Source organism: Pedobacter sp., assembly GCF_965279535.1.
Classification (GTDB): domain Bacteria; phylum Bacteroidota; class Bacteroidia; order Sphingobacteriales; family Sphingobacteriaceae; genus Pedobacter.
Map to the genome: position 1 here is coordinate 2,301,625 of NZ_OZ257244.1, position 16,189 is coordinate 2,317,813.

General features: G+C 38.8%; 14 protein-coding genes and 1 tRNA gene. 9 read left to right on the top strand and 6 right to left on the bottom strand.

The window, feature by feature from the left end:
* Positions 1-48: 48 nt before the first annotated feature.
* Positions 49-702 carry a hypothetical protein gene (locus ACQY77_RS09065; protein ID WP_421938295.1) on the bottom strand — a complete coding sequence of 218 codons (654 nt, stop codon included), beginning with the start codon at positions 700-702 and terminating at the stop codon, positions 49-51.
* A 254-nt stretch (positions 703-956) separates the two neighbouring features.
* On the opposite strand from ACQY77_RS09065, the gene ACQY77_RS09070 reads away from it, so the two are divergent.
* From ACQY77_RS09070 to ACQY77_RS09080, 3 genes are all read left to right on the top strand, one after another.
* Positions 957-1,580, top strand: a complete 624-nt coding sequence (locus tag ACQY77_RS09070) for a hypothetical protein (RefSeq protein ID WP_421938294.1) — start codon at positions 957-959, stop codon at positions 1,578-1,580.
* A gap of 221 nt (positions 1,581-1,801) precedes the next feature.
* Positions 1,802-2,266: a hypothetical protein gene (locus ACQY77_RS09075; RefSeq protein ID WP_421938293.1), complete on the top strand. Its 465-nt coding sequence runs from the start codon at positions 1,802-1,804 to the stop codon at positions 2,264-2,266.
* Positions 2,267-2,377: 111 nt separating this feature from the next.
* A tRNA-Lys gene (locus ACQY77_RS09080) sits at positions 2,378-2,450 on the top strand.
* A 106-nt stretch (positions 2,451-2,556) separates the two neighbouring features.
* Here the strand turns inward: ACQY77_RS09080 and ACQY77_RS09085 are convergent.
* The gene (locus ACQY77_RS09085) at positions 2,557-3,039 is read right to left on the bottom strand and encodes a GNAT family N-acetyltransferase (RefSeq protein WP_421938292.1); all 483 of its coding nucleotides are present in this window, start codon (positions 3,037-3,039) and stop codon (positions 2,557-2,559) included.
* A gap of 515 nt (positions 3,040-3,554) precedes the next feature.
* Positions 3,555-4,337, bottom strand: a complete 783-nt coding sequence (locus ACQY77_RS09090) for a hypothetical protein (protein WP_421938291.1) — start codon at positions 4,335-4,337, stop codon at positions 3,555-3,557.
* A gap of 574 nt (positions 4,338-4,911) precedes the next feature.
* On the opposite strand from ACQY77_RS09090, the gene ACQY77_RS09095 reads away from it, so the two are divergent.
* The 4 genes from ACQY77_RS09095 (at position 4,912) to ACQY77_RS09110 (ending at position 9,597) form a co-directional block, all read left to right on the top strand.
* A complete protein-coding gene (locus tag ACQY77_RS09095) occupies positions 4,912-5,562 on the top strand; it encodes a heavy metal-binding domain-containing protein (protein ID WP_421938290.1) in 651 nt (216 codons plus the stop codon).
* Positions 5,563-5,687: 125 nt separating this feature from the next.
* Positions 5,688-6,338 carry a hypothetical protein gene (locus tag ACQY77_RS09100; RefSeq protein ID WP_421938289.1) on the top strand — a complete coding sequence of 217 codons (651 nt, stop codon included), beginning with the start codon at positions 5,688-5,690 and terminating at the stop codon, positions 6,336-6,338.
* A gap of 633 nt (positions 6,339-6,971) precedes the next feature.
* Entirely contained in the window at positions 6,972-7,625 is a 654-nt protein-coding gene (locus ACQY77_RS09105) for a hypothetical protein (RefSeq protein WP_421938288.1), read from the top strand.
* A 1,345-nt stretch (positions 7,626-8,970) separates the two neighbouring features.
* On the top strand, positions 8,971-9,597 hold the full coding sequence (locus tag ACQY77_RS09110; RefSeq protein ID WP_421938287.1) for a hypothetical protein: 627 nt from the start codon (positions 8,971-8,973) through the stop codon (positions 9,595-9,597).
* A 1,370-nt stretch (positions 9,598-10,967) separates the two neighbouring features.
* Here the strand turns inward: ACQY77_RS09110 and ACQY77_RS09115 are convergent.
* Positions 10,968-11,240 (bottom strand): hypothetical protein, encoded by a 273-nt coding sequence (locus ACQY77_RS09115; RefSeq protein WP_421938286.1) that lies wholly within the window; start codon positions 11,238-11,240, stop codon positions 10,968-10,970.
* A gap of 275 nt (positions 11,241-11,515) precedes the next feature.
* Between ACQY77_RS09115 and map the strand changes: the two genes are divergently transcribed.
* A complete protein-coding gene (map, locus tag ACQY77_RS09120; protein ID WP_421938285.1) occupies positions 11,516-12,277 on the top strand; it encodes a type I methionyl aminopeptidase in 762 nt (253 codons plus the stop codon).
* A 100-nt stretch (positions 12,278-12,377) separates the two neighbouring features.
* Positions 12,378-12,563: a KOW motif-containing protein gene (locus ACQY77_RS09125; protein WP_421938284.1), complete on the top strand. Its 186-nt coding sequence runs from the start codon at positions 12,378-12,380 to the stop codon at positions 12,561-12,563.
* Between the two features lie 556 nt (positions 12,564-13,119).
* On the opposite strand, the gene ACQY77_RS09130 is transcribed toward ACQY77_RS09125, so the two are convergent.
* Positions 13,120-13,482, bottom strand: coding sequence for a hypothetical protein (locus ACQY77_RS09130; RefSeq protein WP_421938283.1), 363 nt, complete (start codon positions 13,480-13,482; stop codon positions 13,120-13,122).
* Between the two features lie 230 nt (positions 13,483-13,712).
* Entirely contained in the window at positions 13,713-16,160 is a 2,448-nt protein-coding gene (locus ACQY77_RS09135; protein WP_421938282.1) for a TonB-dependent receptor domain-containing protein, read from the bottom strand.
* Positions 16,161-16,189 lie beyond the last annotated feature (29 nt).

Genomic DNA, 16,189 nt, shown 5'->3' on the forward strand with positions numbered 1-16,189 from the left:
TATATAATAAAAAATTAAACTGGTGATGTCGGTATTATGCTTCCATAGCTACAGGTCTGGAAACCATCGTCTTAGTTGGCTTAGCGTTTGTTCATAACCAATTATTATAGTAACCACTCCGCTTACAAGACTGATAAGTGCAATAACCGCGGTGACAAGCTTATAAAGAAAGCTGTGCGTAATAGTAGATACTGCATTTGGCTGGAGAAGACCAATCCACTCAAGCACTGATAATGGTAAACCAATAATAGCCCTAACTCCTGATCGAAACCATATAACTGGGTTTATCATTTCTTTAAGTGAAAGACGAAGCCGTTCATCAACGTACCCAATTTGACGCAACAGACAATCATCAACTGCGTTGATATCAAATGGCTCAATCGTTCCTGTCCGAAACTTTGGCAATGTATTAATGACTAGCTGATAACGTGGAACCCGATATCTTTGTAGTGGCGCAACATAGTCCATTATACCTAAAACACCCAATTCATTTTGCATACGATTAACATTCATTGTCAGCCAACTATATTTCTCGCTATCGAATGTATTGCTATGATACGCTGATACAAATTGCATGTAGTTCTCCCTGAAGCTTTGTGTAAAATTAAGCCCCTCAACATTTCTCCTATGTCTTAAAATAAGGGTGATTAATCCGGTTAGGGCAATTGCTGATATAGCTATCGTTATATTGAAAGTTGTCATCGGGATTAAAGATAATAATTGCGCACGATCTTCCAAAGCTGATTTGTGAACCTAATCTGCGAATGGAGAGAGGGTCACTGGAGTATAAAGCTTAGCAGGAGCGATGCAACGGCATTTATAATAAAATAGATCATCCAAAGTATCAATCCTTTTTGTATAATGCTTACCAAGCCTGTGATTGACGTTGAAATAACCTAATGCCCTTTAGATTATTTCATATACAATTGAGCTTATTTATTATATCTTTAAATAAGATGTCAGTTAAAACAGAACCAATAGTTTCTTCCTTGGATGAAAGTATCCACATTCTCAACGTTATTGATGAAAAACTCAATAATTACTTCCAAGCCTTAACAATGTTGGCGGAGTTTAATGTGTCAATAGAGGTAGTTGCACCATTGCACCAATTAACCTTTGAACACGGGGTAATCCTAATAAATAGTTATTTGGATGAACTTCATAGGCACTTCAAGCCTCTCTTAGATAATTCAGAAAGGGTAAAGTTTTCTCCGTATTACAATCTGATTAAACGAGAAATCAAGAGGTTTCACGATATTAAGAGTTATAGGAATAATGTTTGTGCACATAATCTACGGGATAATAAAAGGAGCGTTTATCTATATGGGAACTTAAGGCAATATAGAATACCTCAAAACATCGCTGAATTCAAATTTGTAAAGGATTGTATTAACTTAATGACTCAAGTCGTTAATATGATTTTTCCTGTCTCTTGCAGTAATGTCAGGGCAGTATTGGGTGCTAGAATCAAAAGTGACAAAACACCATACGTTACTAGCTTGCCAAGGGAGAAACTAGAAACTATGACCTCGGACTTATTGAACAAATTACAGATTCTTGAGCAAAAAGACAAGCAATAGCTTAATGTCGTACTGTTAAGCGAGCCGCTGCGAACTGAGAAAATGTGTGAGAATCGGCAGTTGCACAGCAACGGGATTCGATCTATGTTTTAACACAAGCGTTAGCGCAGGATTTTCGATTACCTTACCTGATTTAAGTGTTCGCTATTTCAGCGGTCACTTATATATCACTAAGATTTTACCTGAAAAGATTTTGCAGAAGGAATAATGTAACTTTAAATATGAATCAAAAGAAGATTAAACCACAACTGCTTTGGGATTTATACCATATTTCTTCAAATAGAGCTGATGAAATTCTGGTGGCGCTTGGCTTCAGTCTCAATAAAAAGGTAGAAAATTTAATTCTTTATCGGAATTACGACGAAGGCTTTATTTTAACCGAAGAAGCCGGTGTAATAACGAAAGTGCAATACAGGATGAAGGAAGAAGTAACCTACCATGAATTTATTGAATATGCAAGAGGTCCTTTAGCTTTCGAAACCATATTTGAAAGATTTGAGCCATCTGCAGAGGTTTTGCGTCTTGATGATGAAACCTGTAGTCTGGTATGCATAATTATTACGATTAATGGCAATCATCAATCGTTAGAAATAACGCTACTCAATAAACTTCCATACCCAACACCCGAAAACAAGGTTGAGGTAATATTGGCTCCACCACCAACATCTAAAGAAAAACCCAACTAGTATGATGCAAATCAACCAGGTTGTATTTTAAAGGTTAGGAATATTGGCAGCACTCATAAAAGAAACTTTAACACCTAACACGCTGCATTTTATCTTATATTTACGTAACCCGACTCCGTAGCTCAGTTGGTAGAGCAACAGACTCTTAATCTGTGGGTCCTGAGTTCGAACCTCAGCGGGGTCACGATGTTGGTTCAATGGGCATTGGTTTATTGGGCATTAGGCATTGGTTCATTAGTCAATGGTCAGTAGGCATTAGTTCAATAGTTAGTGGGTATTGGTGCAGAACCTTAGCCGGTATAAATCATTTTATGGATATTATAGCGAATGCCATTATGCTCCATCACTTTACAGCGTTCAGGTAAAAACTTAAAGCCTACAGATTCATAGCATTTAATTGCTGCATAATTCTTTTCCCAGGTAAAAAGTTCAACCGTATTGGTTTGGTAGCGTTTCATGGCTTCGGCTAGCAGCAGCTTAATAAAATGGCGGCCTAAGCCCTGCCCCCGCAAGGCTGCCTCTCCCACTAAAATCCGTGCTAACCTGGGGTAACCATTTTCTTGCGGAATAATCTCACCAAAAGCGAATGGAAGCTGATCCGAGGTATAGCCGATGTAAAAGCGCCGATCTGGATGAAGCACCTGATAATCTGCCAGCTGCTTTTCTGTTAGTGGATAAGAAAAATCAGTTCCTGAAAACTGAAGCAACAGGTCCCCATCAGTTACCCAGGAATCCAGTATATGAAAATGAGCGTTGTTATAAGGCTGGAGCATATTGGTTATTCTTTATTTATACATGGGTTGCCCGCAATTGAATGAATGTTTTGTAAAAGCATACAGTAAAAATACAACAAAGCCCAACAAAAAGCCCTGATCCTCGCCAATAGTTTTTTCCAGAGAAGGCTCTGGTTTTACCTTTTTCTTCGCAGAAACCTAAGCATTAAGAACACCATCAAAATTACAAATGATATAACTAACAATTTCCACAGTAATAGTGGCCACGCTACTGCTTACTTTTCACAATTACAGCAATCTGCTTATTCAAGCAATTTTCCAGTACCTTAATTAATAGCCGTTTTAAATTCCATTCGCTGCCTGTTTATCGTGCTAAAGCTTTCGGTAATTAGAGGTGCCAGCTGTCAAATATATATTAAAAACCAATGCCATAGCAGTTATAAATGGAGAGATTTTAAGCAATCTGTATTAACCTTGTCTGCCCGCAGCCTCTCTAAGGGTTACAGAATAGATCTGAGTTTTTGAACTCAATGAATGCTTAAACCTGCTGAACGTTAATTGCTGTGCTGTTTCAAATATATTTCTTCATCCCGATTAAATTTCTGAATAAACTGAAGAAGTTCCGCTTTATTCTGAACGATGATCTTGTTAATCTCAACAGACCACTTCTTTCTCGGAAGTGGTCCTTTATATGAAGGTACATCTACAACTTTTGCAGCCATTATCGCTTCAAATTTCCATAGAAACAGGTCACTGTTCTTTACTGAAGGATTTATGAGCGGTATAGCGATAGGCGCACTGCTATAATAGTAATATAGCGAATCGGGTTTGCCCGGTTTAGGGTTGATGATTTCAAACCTTTCAATTACATCGCCCGATGACAAATCTTTTGTCGATTTTACCAATCGTGCCAAAGAATCTATCAAAGGATAAAAGTGTTTTGGAAATACAAGTTCGTCGTTTATAAGAGAATCTACCGGATACTTGGCTCTCGCCTTAACAGCTTGCAGAGAATCATAAACCAAACCGAATTTTTGATTCTTCCTGGTAATAAAACTCCGGTAATAAGTTAGGCTTTTTTTACGAACCAAACTATCCTTTCCATCAATCTTTCTTCGTTCAGAGATTATTTTCTCCACAGGTTGCTGTACAATGCAATAATCGCCTCCGAAATAAATAAAAGTACTCCGATCAAATTCAGCAGCAACAGGCAAGGTAAAGAACATATCAAAATGGTTGTCCACCCTGGCACCATCAAACTCAATGTTTTTTTCCTGACAAGAAGCCCCATGTGCCAGGATACTCAGTGCCACAATTGTGAAAATAAAATATCTCATCTATAGCAGGCTAAACTAAGGAATAAATATTGATATTTTAATTGCTTCCATATAAAGTATCCTGATTTATGTAGCCCTTCGCAGTTTGAACGGCCATATTTCTACGGTCTATAAACCCAATGCTAAACAAAAATCGGAGTTTGTCAATCCGAGTTTGTCAACCCGATTTTGTCAGTCTAAACTTGTCAGTCTGAGCCTGTCGAAGACCCAACCAACAAAAAACAAAAATGTATTTCAACCTACCTTAATCGCATCAGCGACGTTAAGACCATGGAGGTTACCCTGTAGCCACATAAGAAAATATAAGCAAGGCAAATAATGCCTACATGTCTTATGTGGTTAAAAAACAACACGCTTAACTTTTTACCATTTAAGCCAGAGCGAACAATACTTATGTGACTTATATGGTTATAAAAAAATATACAGCATTTACTCCATTTTGATATTTTTTATCTAAAGTGACATCAAGTCGATTACTTACTTATCAAGTAATAAGGATGCTGCTTATGTTTCTAAAAGATAAGTAATAAACAAACTTATAAAGTAGGTATCTTGGTAGTCTAAATTAATTCTTATGTCATACAAAAATTGCCCAAACTGCGAAAAGAAAATGGATGGACTTTTAACATCCAGACACATTTTAAGCGAATCTACAACAACAATAATCAACTCATTCCATTCTCCAAAATCTGAAGCATATTGCAACAGTTGTGGTATCAATATTATCGCTGAGAAGAAAGTATTGGTCGATTCCGCCAAAGCAAGTCTAATGTCTGAAATAGAAACACTAATTGGTGCGATCCCAATCATTACAATTCAACAGCCAATTAAATGGGATTACCGAATTTTAGGTTTAATTAGTGCCCAATCTATTTCTGGTACTGGTTTCCTTTCAGAACTATCTGGATCATGGGCTGATTTCACAGGCGGACAATCATCAACCTTGGCAAATAAAGTTTCCTCAGGAGAAGATATTTGCAAAAAGAAATTACGCTTAACCTGTGCGTTACATGGTGGTAACGCCATTATAGGTACAGATATTGATTATTCTGAAGTAGGCGGCGGGAAAGGTATGCTAATGGTTTGTATGGCAGGAACGGCAGTGAATGTTAAATTAAACAATGAAGATTTCGATAGCAAAACAGAAAGGCTGGAATTACTTGCAAGCAAAGTAAAAGAATTAAATGCTTTACCTAATCTGAATCATAGTGAATATTACAGTTAGTTAAATTAAGGATGCGTAGCGACATGCGTATACCACTATACACACTCGTGCTGATTCTCTATATGACAACAGGCTTCCTCAGATGCTTGGCTCTACCAATGTTGACTGTAATAAATAAATTCGATATGACTAAAAAAATTATTTTAATGTTGCTTTGGATTTTACCCGCTGCATCTTTTGGCCAGTCCAAAGGACGTGGTGTTACCCCAATGCATAAATTTTTTCAACAGTACACCGATAGCACCATTATAGTAGAGTATTCACAGGTAGCGGATGGAAGGCCTTCTTTTTATAGGGTTATAAGCAAAACGGGGGATCTTGTAGATGCTTTCAAGTATGAGCCGGTAGACAGTTCATATTATTCGGTCTTCAAACTTAAAAGATCAATGCCTGTAGTACTATGGAATATGTTTACTGCAAAACGTACAGGGTTCAAGCATAATCCGGCTGATATTAATATATTTTTCAATCACGTCCATATGGGCACCGACCGGACAAAAAAGCTATGGCAGGAAATAATATCACTTAAACCCTGGCAACTTGTTGATGACTATAATTATGGTACTGAATGTAAAGGCATACCCGCAGGGATAACATACGATGGCGGCACCTGGATAATGCATTTGGTTACTAAAAAAGAAATCAAAACTTTATATTATCTGCTCCCGGATTATTTTGAAAAGCAATGCCCCGGAAATAAAAACAGGCAGGCGGCAGTTAGAATTGAAGAAATCTTTAACGAATCGTATCCTGCATTCAATTTAATGAAATATTAATAAACTTGCGATTGGTAATGAACTAAAGACATATATTCTTTAATCCTTTCATTGGAGGATTACCTATATCGATTGCATTTTGTGTACTAATCTAAGCTTGTCAATCTGAGCCTGTCAATCTAAACTTGTCAGTCTGAGCCTGTCGAAGACCCAACCAACAAAAATCAAAAATGTATTTCAACCTACCTTAATCGCAACAGCGACGTTAAAATCACAAAGACATCCTATAAGCCACATAAGAAAATATAGGCGCATGGCTGATCATGCGTAACCACCTGTTACCAAAATATTGTAAAAAATAAGCACCTGTATTATGTTCCCCTACAAGCATGAATTTGAGCAGTTTATGGCTGATGAAACCAGGTAGCAGAAAATCTGTCAATCTGTAGCTTGTCAGTCTTAGCCTGTCAATCTGGAACTTGTCAGTCTGAGCCTGTCGAAGACCCAACCAACAAAACAAAAATGTATTTCAACCTACCTTAATCGCACCAAAACAATATAAAAAATGAGCAACTGTATTATATTCCCAATACAACCGTTCACATGCAGGCAGATTCTTTATTCAGCCTGAAACTAAACAACATTAATAACGATTCCCAGATCAGTTGCCCATAAAAACTTTATTTTAGAAGAATGAAAAGCATATTTCTTTTAACGATTATGGTGGTCACTATCCAGATCAGTAAAGCACAATTTATAGCCACGCCCAAAGTGACGCCAATGCATAAATTCTTTCAGCAATACGCAGATAGTACTGTAATTATTGAATACCAAAACGAGGGGAACGAACCCACTAAATACCGGCTAATATGTAAAAGGGAAGGGTTGATAAACGTCTTCATTTACGAACCGATAGATACTAGCTGGAAACTAGTAAGTAAGATAAAAGCTTATACCCCCAAAGAATTATGGCAGGTATTAGCGGCTAAAAAAGTCTTGTTCCAAAATACGCCAGCTGATATCAACATTTTCTTCCACCCCTCAAAAATGGGTAAGGAAAAGGCCGATCGTGCCTGGAAGAGTATCCAAAAATTAAGTTTATGGAACCTTGTGGACGATAGTAGTTTCGGACCTGGCTGTAACGGAAAAACCACTGGTGAAGCATTGGAAGGCAAACCAGATATCATTCACCTCATTACGAAGAATAATATTAAAACTTTGGTTTACGAATACCCGGATGTATATGAGAAACGATGCCCGGGAAATGAGAACAGACAAAAGGTAATCGCGCTGAATAATCTATTTCGTTTAGCATTTGAGCAATTTAAAGATGATGATACCAGATAGCATAAAATTTGTCAATCGGAACTTGCCAGTCTGAGTTTGTCAATCCGATTTTGTCAGTCTAAACTTGTCAGTCTGAGCCTGTCGAAGACCAAACCAACAAAAAACAAAAATGTATTTCACCTATCTCAATCTCATCAGCGACGTTAAGACCATAAAGGCACCCTATAAGCCACATAAGAAAATATAGGCGCATGGCTAATCATGCTTAGGTGCCATATGGAATTGGTACCTGTACCTTTTGCTTACCTTTCCTGTACCCTTTGTTAACCCTTTCTGTACTGTTTGTTTACCCTTTCTGTACCTATTGTCTACCCTTTCTGTACCCTTGGCTTACCCCTGGTTAACCCCTGCTTTACTGTTTCCTTACCTTTTCTTTACTGTTTGCAGTGTTAAACGTTACCTCCGGGGTATAGAATGGGTATGTATTGGGTTACCAAAAGGTTAATTGGCTCACCGGCCATTGGCACATGAGCACCCGCTATCCGCATGTATTATTTAATGCGACTCTGCGCTTTGCAATCAGTCCCAGTGCTAACCTGGATAATGCAGCAGTATGCAACGAGCCTAAAGCGCATGCGGCTTACTTCAACCATAGGTGAAGAGGCTTTTATCATCGGCTTAACAGGCCAGTAGCTTTAAATGTAAAGGCATGCAAAGTCGGACTTAACATGGACTTGAGGCGGACTTGAGGTGGATTTGAGTTAGAGATTAGCGGGAATAGAAGTCAGGAAAAATATTAGCCCTGCTTGATTCGGGTTGGTTAAACAAATATACAAAAAATGATGCACATGGGTATTGCTGCTTGAAAGTTGTAAGTCTGTTTAAGTTGTAAGTTTTAGGTTATAAGTTGTAAGTCTGGGCGGTTTAAAGTTGTAAGTTTTAGGTTGTAAGTTGTAAGTCTGGACGCTTTTAAGTTGTAGGTTTTAGGTTGTAAGTTGTAAGTCTGGGCGCTTTTAAGTTGTAAGTTTTAGGTTGTAAGTTGTAAGTCTGGGCGGTTAAAAAATTCTGAGTTGTGGGTTATATGACTAGCCAGCTAAACAACCCAGCACCTCAACGTCTCACCTTTTAACTTCGGCGTTTGGTTGTACCAACTGCGCTCTTTTTCTCTGTGTAATTCGGTGTTCCCGGTGGTAAAATTGTCTGATAAGCATCCGTCTGTGGTCCGTGGCTCAGGGCACACTTTTCGCTACCAAATCCTTTCGAATTGTACATTATACATCTGACCAGCCAAACAGCTAAGCAATTCACCCTTTAACTCAAAAGTTATTCATTAATATTTAACAATAACTTAATCACTAAACATTATCTTTATGTTTAATCTGATACCTATTTATACCCCTTAAGTATGAAAAACGCTCTACTTGTTTTATTTTGCATCATCCTGTTTATTTCATCCTGTAAAAAACATAAACTCGGTCCCGATCCCAATATCCCGGCCTTACCAGAATATTCTGAGGAGGGCGCTAATCGTGGCGGGATGATGATAAATGGAAGTGCCTGGTTAATTAGCAACGGGCAGGGCATCTTCAATTATTCGATGCATGTAATGAGTTATCCTAAAGCAGATTCTTTGGTGATTTGCTTTTATGGAAGTTACGTGAATCAATTAAATTTCGAACGTCCGCATGGAATCTATGTGGTATTCAAGAATATCAAAATCAATAACGCTGAAGAACTCATTGCCCTAAATGGTAAAAATTTTACACTCGACGGCAAAAACTGCTATGGTGGCTTTTGCAACTGGTATGCCAGCGATAGGTCTGGCACAGCCACCGGAAACATCAGTTTTAAAAAGGTTGCGCGCTATACAAAACTGGTATATGCCGATGGTCCACCTGAAAATCCTTACCGTTATTTTTATATTATTGCCGGCCAGTTAGAGATGAAGGTAAAATCGGATAAAGATTACGACATTAAATCCGGTCGTTTTGATATTAGGGTATTGGATAAAACTAATATTATCTTTTATTGATTTTTAATGACCCATGTCCCTGGTTCGTGGCTCAGGGCCCACCTTTCGCTACCAAATCCTTTCGAATTGTGCGTTTTACCACTAGCCAGCTAAATAACTCACTGTTTAAGTTGTAAGTTTTAGGTTATAAGTTGTAAGTCTGGGAGGTTAAGAGTTAAAAGTTGAAAGTCTGGGCGCTTTAAAGTTGTAAGTTTTAGGTTGTAAGTTTTAAGTCTGGGCGGTTGAGAGTTAAAAGTTGAAGGTTAAAAGTTGAAAGTCTGGGCGCTTTAAAGTTGTAAGTTTTAGGTTGTAAGTTGTAAGTCTGGGCGCCTAAAACTGAAAACTCCCAACTGAAAACTTCAAACTAAAAGTTAAGGGTTAAATTCTGGTGTGCTAAGCTTTCCGAGTTTAACTCTGGCGTTTATTTGTGGCAACTGCGCTCTTTTTCTCTGTGTAAACTTGGTGTTCTCGGTGGTAAAATTGTCTGATAAACATCCGCCAGCTAAACAACTCAGCACCTCACCATCTCACCTTTTAAGTTCTGCGATTGGTGGTACCAACTCCGCTCTTTTTCTCTGTGTAAACTCGGTGTTCTCGGTGGTAAAATTGTCTGATAAGCATCCGCCAGCTAAACCACTCAGCACCTCACCGTCTCACCATTTAAGCTCGACGTTTGGTTGTACCAACTGCGCTCTTTTTCTCTGTGTAAACTCGGTGTTCTCGGTGGTAAAATTGTCTGATAAGCATCCGCCAGCTAAACAACTCAGCACCTCACCGTCTCACCTTTTAAGTTCTGCGATTGGTGGTACCAACTCCGCTCTTTTTCTCTGTGTAAACTCGGTGTTCTCGGTGGTAAAATTGTCTGATAAGCATCCGCCAGCTAAACAACTCAGCACCTCACCGTCTCACCTTTTAAGTTCTGCGATTGGTGGTACCAACTCCGCTCTTTTTCTCTGTGTAAACTCGGTGTTCTCGGTGGTAAAATTGTCTGATAAGCATCCGCCAGCTAAACCACTCAGCACCTCACCGTCTCACCTTTTAAGTTCTGCGATTGGTGGTACCAACTCCGCTCTTTTTCTCTGTGTAAACTCGGTGTTCTCGGTGGTAAAATTGTCTGATAAGCATCCGCCAGCTAAACCACTCAGCACCTCACCGTCTCACCATTTAAGCTCGACGTTTGGTTGTACCAACTGCGCTCTTTTTCTCTGTGTAAACTCGGTGTTCTCGGTGGTTACAAGTATTGTGGCTTAAAAAAAAAGCCGCCAGATTAAACCAGCAGCTCATTTGAATTATTTCAATAAAATAGGTAGATGTACGATAAAGACAACTTTATGGCAGAATTGTTTAGAGAAAATTACTTTTTTCTTTAAACAATTCATTATCAACCCACTTTATTCGCGTTTATTATCTTTTGCCGTCGCAAATGTCTTATCAAACTCCCCTTTTATCCATTGGTTTTTACTATTGGTTGAAGCACCCGTTGTGAAAAGGTAATTCCCGGTTTGAGTATCGAGGATAAAAACGAAATTGCTGTCATTAATTCTCGTTTGATACCTGTTAGTAGTGCTTTGATCTGTCGGGTTTTTACCACTGATGCTCATAAACATAAACCCTGCTGCAAGAGCGCCCAATACGAGCGACTTGGTGTCGATTTTAATTTCCATATTCTTAAAGGTTAAATTGTGTGTACTACAAGATAAGCAACAAATACAGCATTATTGATTTCTATCTAAAATGTTTCATTGTAGTTAAATTGGCCATGAAACACGGGGAAGAAAATGGAATATAAAATAGACTGGCCTGGTTACACTTTAGCCACAATCACTGGCACTTTTTTATATTGCTCACATGGTAAAACAACCGTCCCACATCCTGACCCCGACTTTACAAAAACCACTCAATTTTATTTTATCTTTGTATCAGCACAAAAGGAGGATAAATGTCTATATCAACAGAATCAGAGTTAATGGGAATGCAGCAAGCCAGTGAGGCTGTAGCATATACTTTAAAAGAAATGACAAAGTATGCTAAGGTAGGCATGACCACCAAAGAGCTTGATGAATATGGCGGACGCATACTGGAACAACTGGGCGCTAAATCGGCACCATATGTAACCTATAAATTCCCTGGTTATACCTGCATTAGCGTAAACAATGTAATTTGCCATGGTATCCCAAATGATCTTGTTTTGGCCGAAGGCGATCTGATTAACATTGATGTTTCAGCTGAGCTTAATGGCTTTTTCTCTGACAATGGAAACTCTTTTGTACTGGGCGAAGATATTCATCAACACCAGAAACTGGTAGATGCGTCTAAAGAAATTTTACATAAGGCCATTCACAGCATTAAAGGCGGTGTAAAAATTGCCGATATTGGTCACCTGATTGAAACTGAGGCCAAAAAGCGCGGTTACACCGTAATTAAAAACCTTGGCGGACATGGCATTGGCCGCGGCCTACATGAAGCTCCAGATGAATTGCTCAACTATAAAAACAGATTTGACCAACGTCGCTTCAGGAAAAATTCGGTAGTAGCCATCGAAACTTTTATTGCTACACACTCTACCTATGCCGATACCCTTAGCGATGGCTGGACCATGGTGGGCAACAAAGGTGGTTTTATGGCGCAACACGAACATACCATTATGGTTACAGATGGCGAACCTATGATATTGACTGCAAGTAACGAGATATTTGAATAATTTTGAATGATTGGATTTTGAATGAGTGAATGTAACCAGCAATCGTAACATCATTCATTAATTCTATCATTCACTCCTCCTATCCTTTGTAATCATACTTATGGAAAAAAACATTACACTTCAGGACGGCGACAAATGCAAGGTTATCGGCGGAACCCACAAAGGTAAGTCGGGTACGGTTACTGATATCCATACCAGTAAAACAGGTCATATTACCATCACCGTGGTGCAGGAAAATGGGCTTAGGTTTAAAACGCTGGGAAAGAATGTAGAAGTAGTTCAGTAATGCGAAGGGGCTTAAAGGCCCAGACCTCCATTTTGTCCAGATACTTGTTATACCTCGTTTTTACCCCCCCAAGTTCCTCTTTTTTTCAAGGAGGGGTGCAGAAGCCTGTGTGGTGGCAGGGGTGGTAAAACATCATAGAATCCCATGAGCGTTTGAACCATATAAGGCATTTAAGAACATATAAGTTCAACTTACTCAATTCTAATGCAATGTTTTAACCACCATGCTTTACCACCCAGCTAGGCCTCAGCACTGTTTCCCCGTTCTACTCGGATCGGCCTGATAAAGTTTTCGGGTTGCACAATCCAAGCCAGAGCACACACTTTCAAAGAAAAACGGCGTAGCCCTCATGAATACCATCAAGGAAAATGAACACTAATGAATAATTTTAAGCCGACACTTTATTAATAGTTGTTTATTGTTTTTTAGTTGTATTAATGAGCTCGCGAAGGGCTCGGTTTGCTTCTTTTGACGCCAACCTGCGCAGCAAGCTTGAAGGCCGATGAAAACATAAGAACTACTGAAAAAAGAAGATAAGCCCGTCCGGCCAGGACAATTACTTCCCTGTAATCTTCTTCCCTATCCCTTCTGTAAGTTGCTTAACTTTTAGATACCCCGCTAAAGAGCTGTTTTTCTTATCGAAAGTAATGGCCAACCAGCCCTTTTTGGCCTTCAGGTTAAATTCTTCCGATCTGCCGATACGAATTAGCAAATCAATATCTTCATCCAGCGGGAGATCATTCTTTAAAGCGCTGTCCAGGTATTGCTCCAGTTTATCTACTCGCCTCTCAGGATATTTAGCCTCAAAATGGAAGATATCCGATTTCTCATATGTACTAATAGAGACATTATCATTATCCCTATGACATCCATAGCTCATGATAGTCATGAAGATTAAAGTAGAAATTAGTGTTTTCATATTTTTGATTTTTTAAGCTGAAAAAGGAACAAGGAGTTAGCCTAAGACGACTTAAGTACCTATTTTTAAGTTAAAAGAACAAGGAGTCGGGATTTAAGCAAAACTGTGTTGAAGGACGAAAAGACCTCTAATAAAATCGACTTCAAACTTTAGTTTTTACTCAAACCCCGTTCTCCTAATTATTTCCTGACCGTTTATTTAAGACTTATGACTACAGACTTAAGACTCCCCTAAGAACCCGCCCTATTCTTCAAATCATCTCCGGCAGTATTTCTTGATCTTGCTGATTTTACATTCTGATTTCCGAAACCATAACTGATGCTGAAATTGGCTCTCCTGCTGGTATAGCGATTAGCAACAGTCATGTTGAGGTTTTGGTATACCAGTTTCCCTTCCCAACGGTTGGTTAAAAAGATATCGTCCATGTTTAACCTGAACTTAAGTTTTTTATCCATCATTGTTTTTTGTATTCCGGCATTTACCGCGTATTGGGTAATGGTAGTTTGCTCTACACCGTTTACTCTCGGACTATTTAACCAGAAGCTAACTTCTATACTGAAGTTTTTAGGCAGTGTAATAGAATTGGAAGTATAAATATTAAAAGCCACTTTACTGGCCTGATAACTTGCACCTTCCAGATTTCCATCTTCAAACTTGCTGAAGTAAATACTTCCATTGTTCTGAATATTCCACCATTTGGCGATTTTAAAAGGAATGGAAATATTGGCCGAATAATTCTGCGCACGTCCTAAATTCTGACGGATTACTTTTACGATTCGCGTAGCATCATCCTGCTGACTAATCTGCGTAATCATATCGCGTGTGTCAGAGTAATTAACTGAAATTGAAGCTTGTTTGTAACTATAATTAATTTCGTAATTATCGGTAAACTGAGGTTTTAAGTAAGGATTACCCTGATCAACCGCCAATGGGTCCATATAAAAAACAAATGGGTTTAACTGTTGATAGTTGGGGCGATCTACCCTGCGGCTATAAGAATAGCGGATATTATTGTTCTTATTGATTTTCTGATTCAGAAAAACTGTTGGAAAAATAGAAAGATAGTTACGATCTACCTCCTTATTATCGGTTACCGATTGCCCGTTAGAATGGGTATGCTCTGCCCTTACCCCTATCTGTACCTGCCATTTTTCCCACTCTTTGGCTAAGTTCATGTATGCCGCATTGATATTTTCCTTATATACAAAGTTGTTAGATTTGCCGGTATCATTTTGCCATACCCCACGAATAAACTGCTCAGAAATAAAATCGTTGTTGGTAATAACATAGCTGCTTTTTAAACCAGTTTCGATTTTCATCTTTTTGCTTAATGGGAGCGTTAAATCGGTTTTTGCAGCATACACATCAATTTGGGCATTGGTATAATTGCGCAAGGCTGTATTATTGGTAGAAGATCCGGCACCGTTTAGGTAATCGGCCAAAAAACCTTCATCTTTTTTATTGCTAAAGCCCGAATAATCGGCATCAAAGGTGATGCTTTTGCCTTTTTTATCAAAATCATGCTTGATGTTGAAATTGGCTGTCAGGTTACCTATCGGGGAGCTCGAAGAAGCATCCTGCAGAATGGCACTTGAGTTTGCATTACCATTTTGCAGCTCACTGATATTGGTTCTGCTTACATTGCTAAGCTTAGTTTTAATGGTATTCGCATCCAGCATAACGCCAAATACAGTTTTCTCTGATACATAGTAGTCCGCACCCAATTTCCCCTGAAACCCATTGCCACGGTTTAAGCGATTAAAATTTTGGTTTAAGGTACTGGCTAATCCTGAAGATGCAGTAGTCCTGTCTACTACAATATTGTTAAAGTTAGCTTTATTCATAAAAGCGCCATTACCAAATATGTTCCATTTTCCTTGCCGGTGATTTAAATTGATATTCACCGCGGTGCGATTGATGTCGTTTGGAGCGTTTGGCATAAACGCCTGACCAAAATTAAACGTAGCTACACCGTTTGTACCGAAAGCTTTGTTGCGTTTCAGTTTAATGTTGATAATTCCGGCGTTTCCGGCTGCATCGTACCTGGAAGAAGGATTGGTTATCAGTTCGATAGTGGCAATCTGATCACTGCTCATATTGCTAAGTAAAGTAGTTACATCGGCCCCTGAAAGGAAATTGGTTTTGCCATCGATCATAATCACTACACCAGATTTATTGTTGAGTTTAATCTGATCGCTTTGCCTGTCAATTTGCACACCAGGTGCTTTTTCTAATACTTCTAATGCCGTTCCGCCGGCTGAGGTAATGCTATTTTCAACATTCAATACCGTTTTGTCGATCTGATGCTCAATAAAAGGTTTTTTAGCTTCAACACTTACTTCCTTTAATTGCTTCGCCGTGCTTTGGATGGTTATTGCAGCAAGTTTTTGATCGCCAGATACAATCAAATCCGGAATTTGTCTGGTTTTAAAACCCAGCATAGAAACGCTGAGCTTATAATGCCCGGGTTTTACCTGGTCTAAACTAAACTCCCCATCAATATTGGTTGCGGTCTTTTTTACAGTTGCAGTATCCTGGATGTTCTTCAAACTCAGCACAGCAAATGCTACAGGTTGTGCTTTTTCATCCACTATTTTGCCGGATATTTTGCTCAATTTTTGGGCAAAAAGAGTCCCCCATGCCATCAGGCATGTCATTAATACGAATAACTTTTTCATGTTTTTTTCGGTTAGCGTGCTTTACCCCC

Bases quoted from the DNA above. Each gene is read 5' to 3' on its own strand.
- ACQY77_RS09065 (WP_421938295.1), bottom strand. From the start codon at position 702: ATGACAACTTTCAATATAACGATAGCTATATCAGCAATTGCCCTAACC.
- ACQY77_RS09070 (WP_421938294.1), top strand. From the start codon at position 957: ATGTCAGTTAAAACAGAACCAATAGTTTCTTCCTTGGATGAAAGTATC.
- ACQY77_RS09075 (WP_421938293.1), top strand. From the start codon at position 1,802: ATGAATCAAAAGAAGATTAAACCACAACTGCTTTGGGATTTATACCAT.
- ACQY77_RS09085 (WP_421938292.1), bottom strand. From the start codon at position 3,039: ATGCTCCAGCCTTATAACAACGCTCATTTTCATATACTGGATTCCTGG.
- ACQY77_RS09090 (WP_421938291.1), bottom strand. From the start codon at position 4,337: ATGAGATATTTTATTTTCACAATTGTGGCACTGAGTATCCTGGCACAT.
- ACQY77_RS09095 (WP_421938290.1), top strand. From the start codon at position 4,912: ATGTCATACAAAAATTGCCCAAACTGCGAAAAGAAAATGGATGGACTT.
- ACQY77_RS09100 (WP_421938289.1), top strand. From the start codon at position 5,688: ATGACTAAAAAAATTATTTTAATGTTGCTTTGGATTTTACCCGCTGCA.
- ACQY77_RS09105 (WP_421938288.1), top strand. From the start codon at position 6,972: ATGAAAAGCATATTTCTTTTAACGATTATGGTGGTCACTATCCAGATC.
- ACQY77_RS09110 (WP_421938287.1), top strand. From the start codon at position 8,971: ATGAAAAACGCTCTACTTGTTTTATTTTGCATCATCCTGTTTATTTCA.
- ACQY77_RS09115 (WP_421938286.1), bottom strand. From the start codon at position 11,240: ATGGAAATTAAAATCGACACCAAGTCGCTCGTATTGGGCGCTCTTGCA.
- map (WP_421938285.1), top strand. From the start codon at position 11,516: ATGTCTATATCAACAGAATCAGAGTTAATGGGAATGCAGCAAGCCAGT.
- ACQY77_RS09125 (WP_421938284.1), top strand. From the start codon at position 12,378: ATGGAAAAAAACATTACACTTCAGGACGGCGACAAATGCAAGGTTATC.
- ACQY77_RS09130 (WP_421938283.1), bottom strand. From the start codon at position 13,482: ATGAAAACACTAATTTCTACTTTAATCTTCATGACTATCATGAGCTAT.
- ACQY77_RS09135 (WP_421938282.1), bottom strand. From the start codon at position 16,160: ATGAAAAAGTTATTCGTATTAATGACATGCCTGATGGCATGGGGGACT.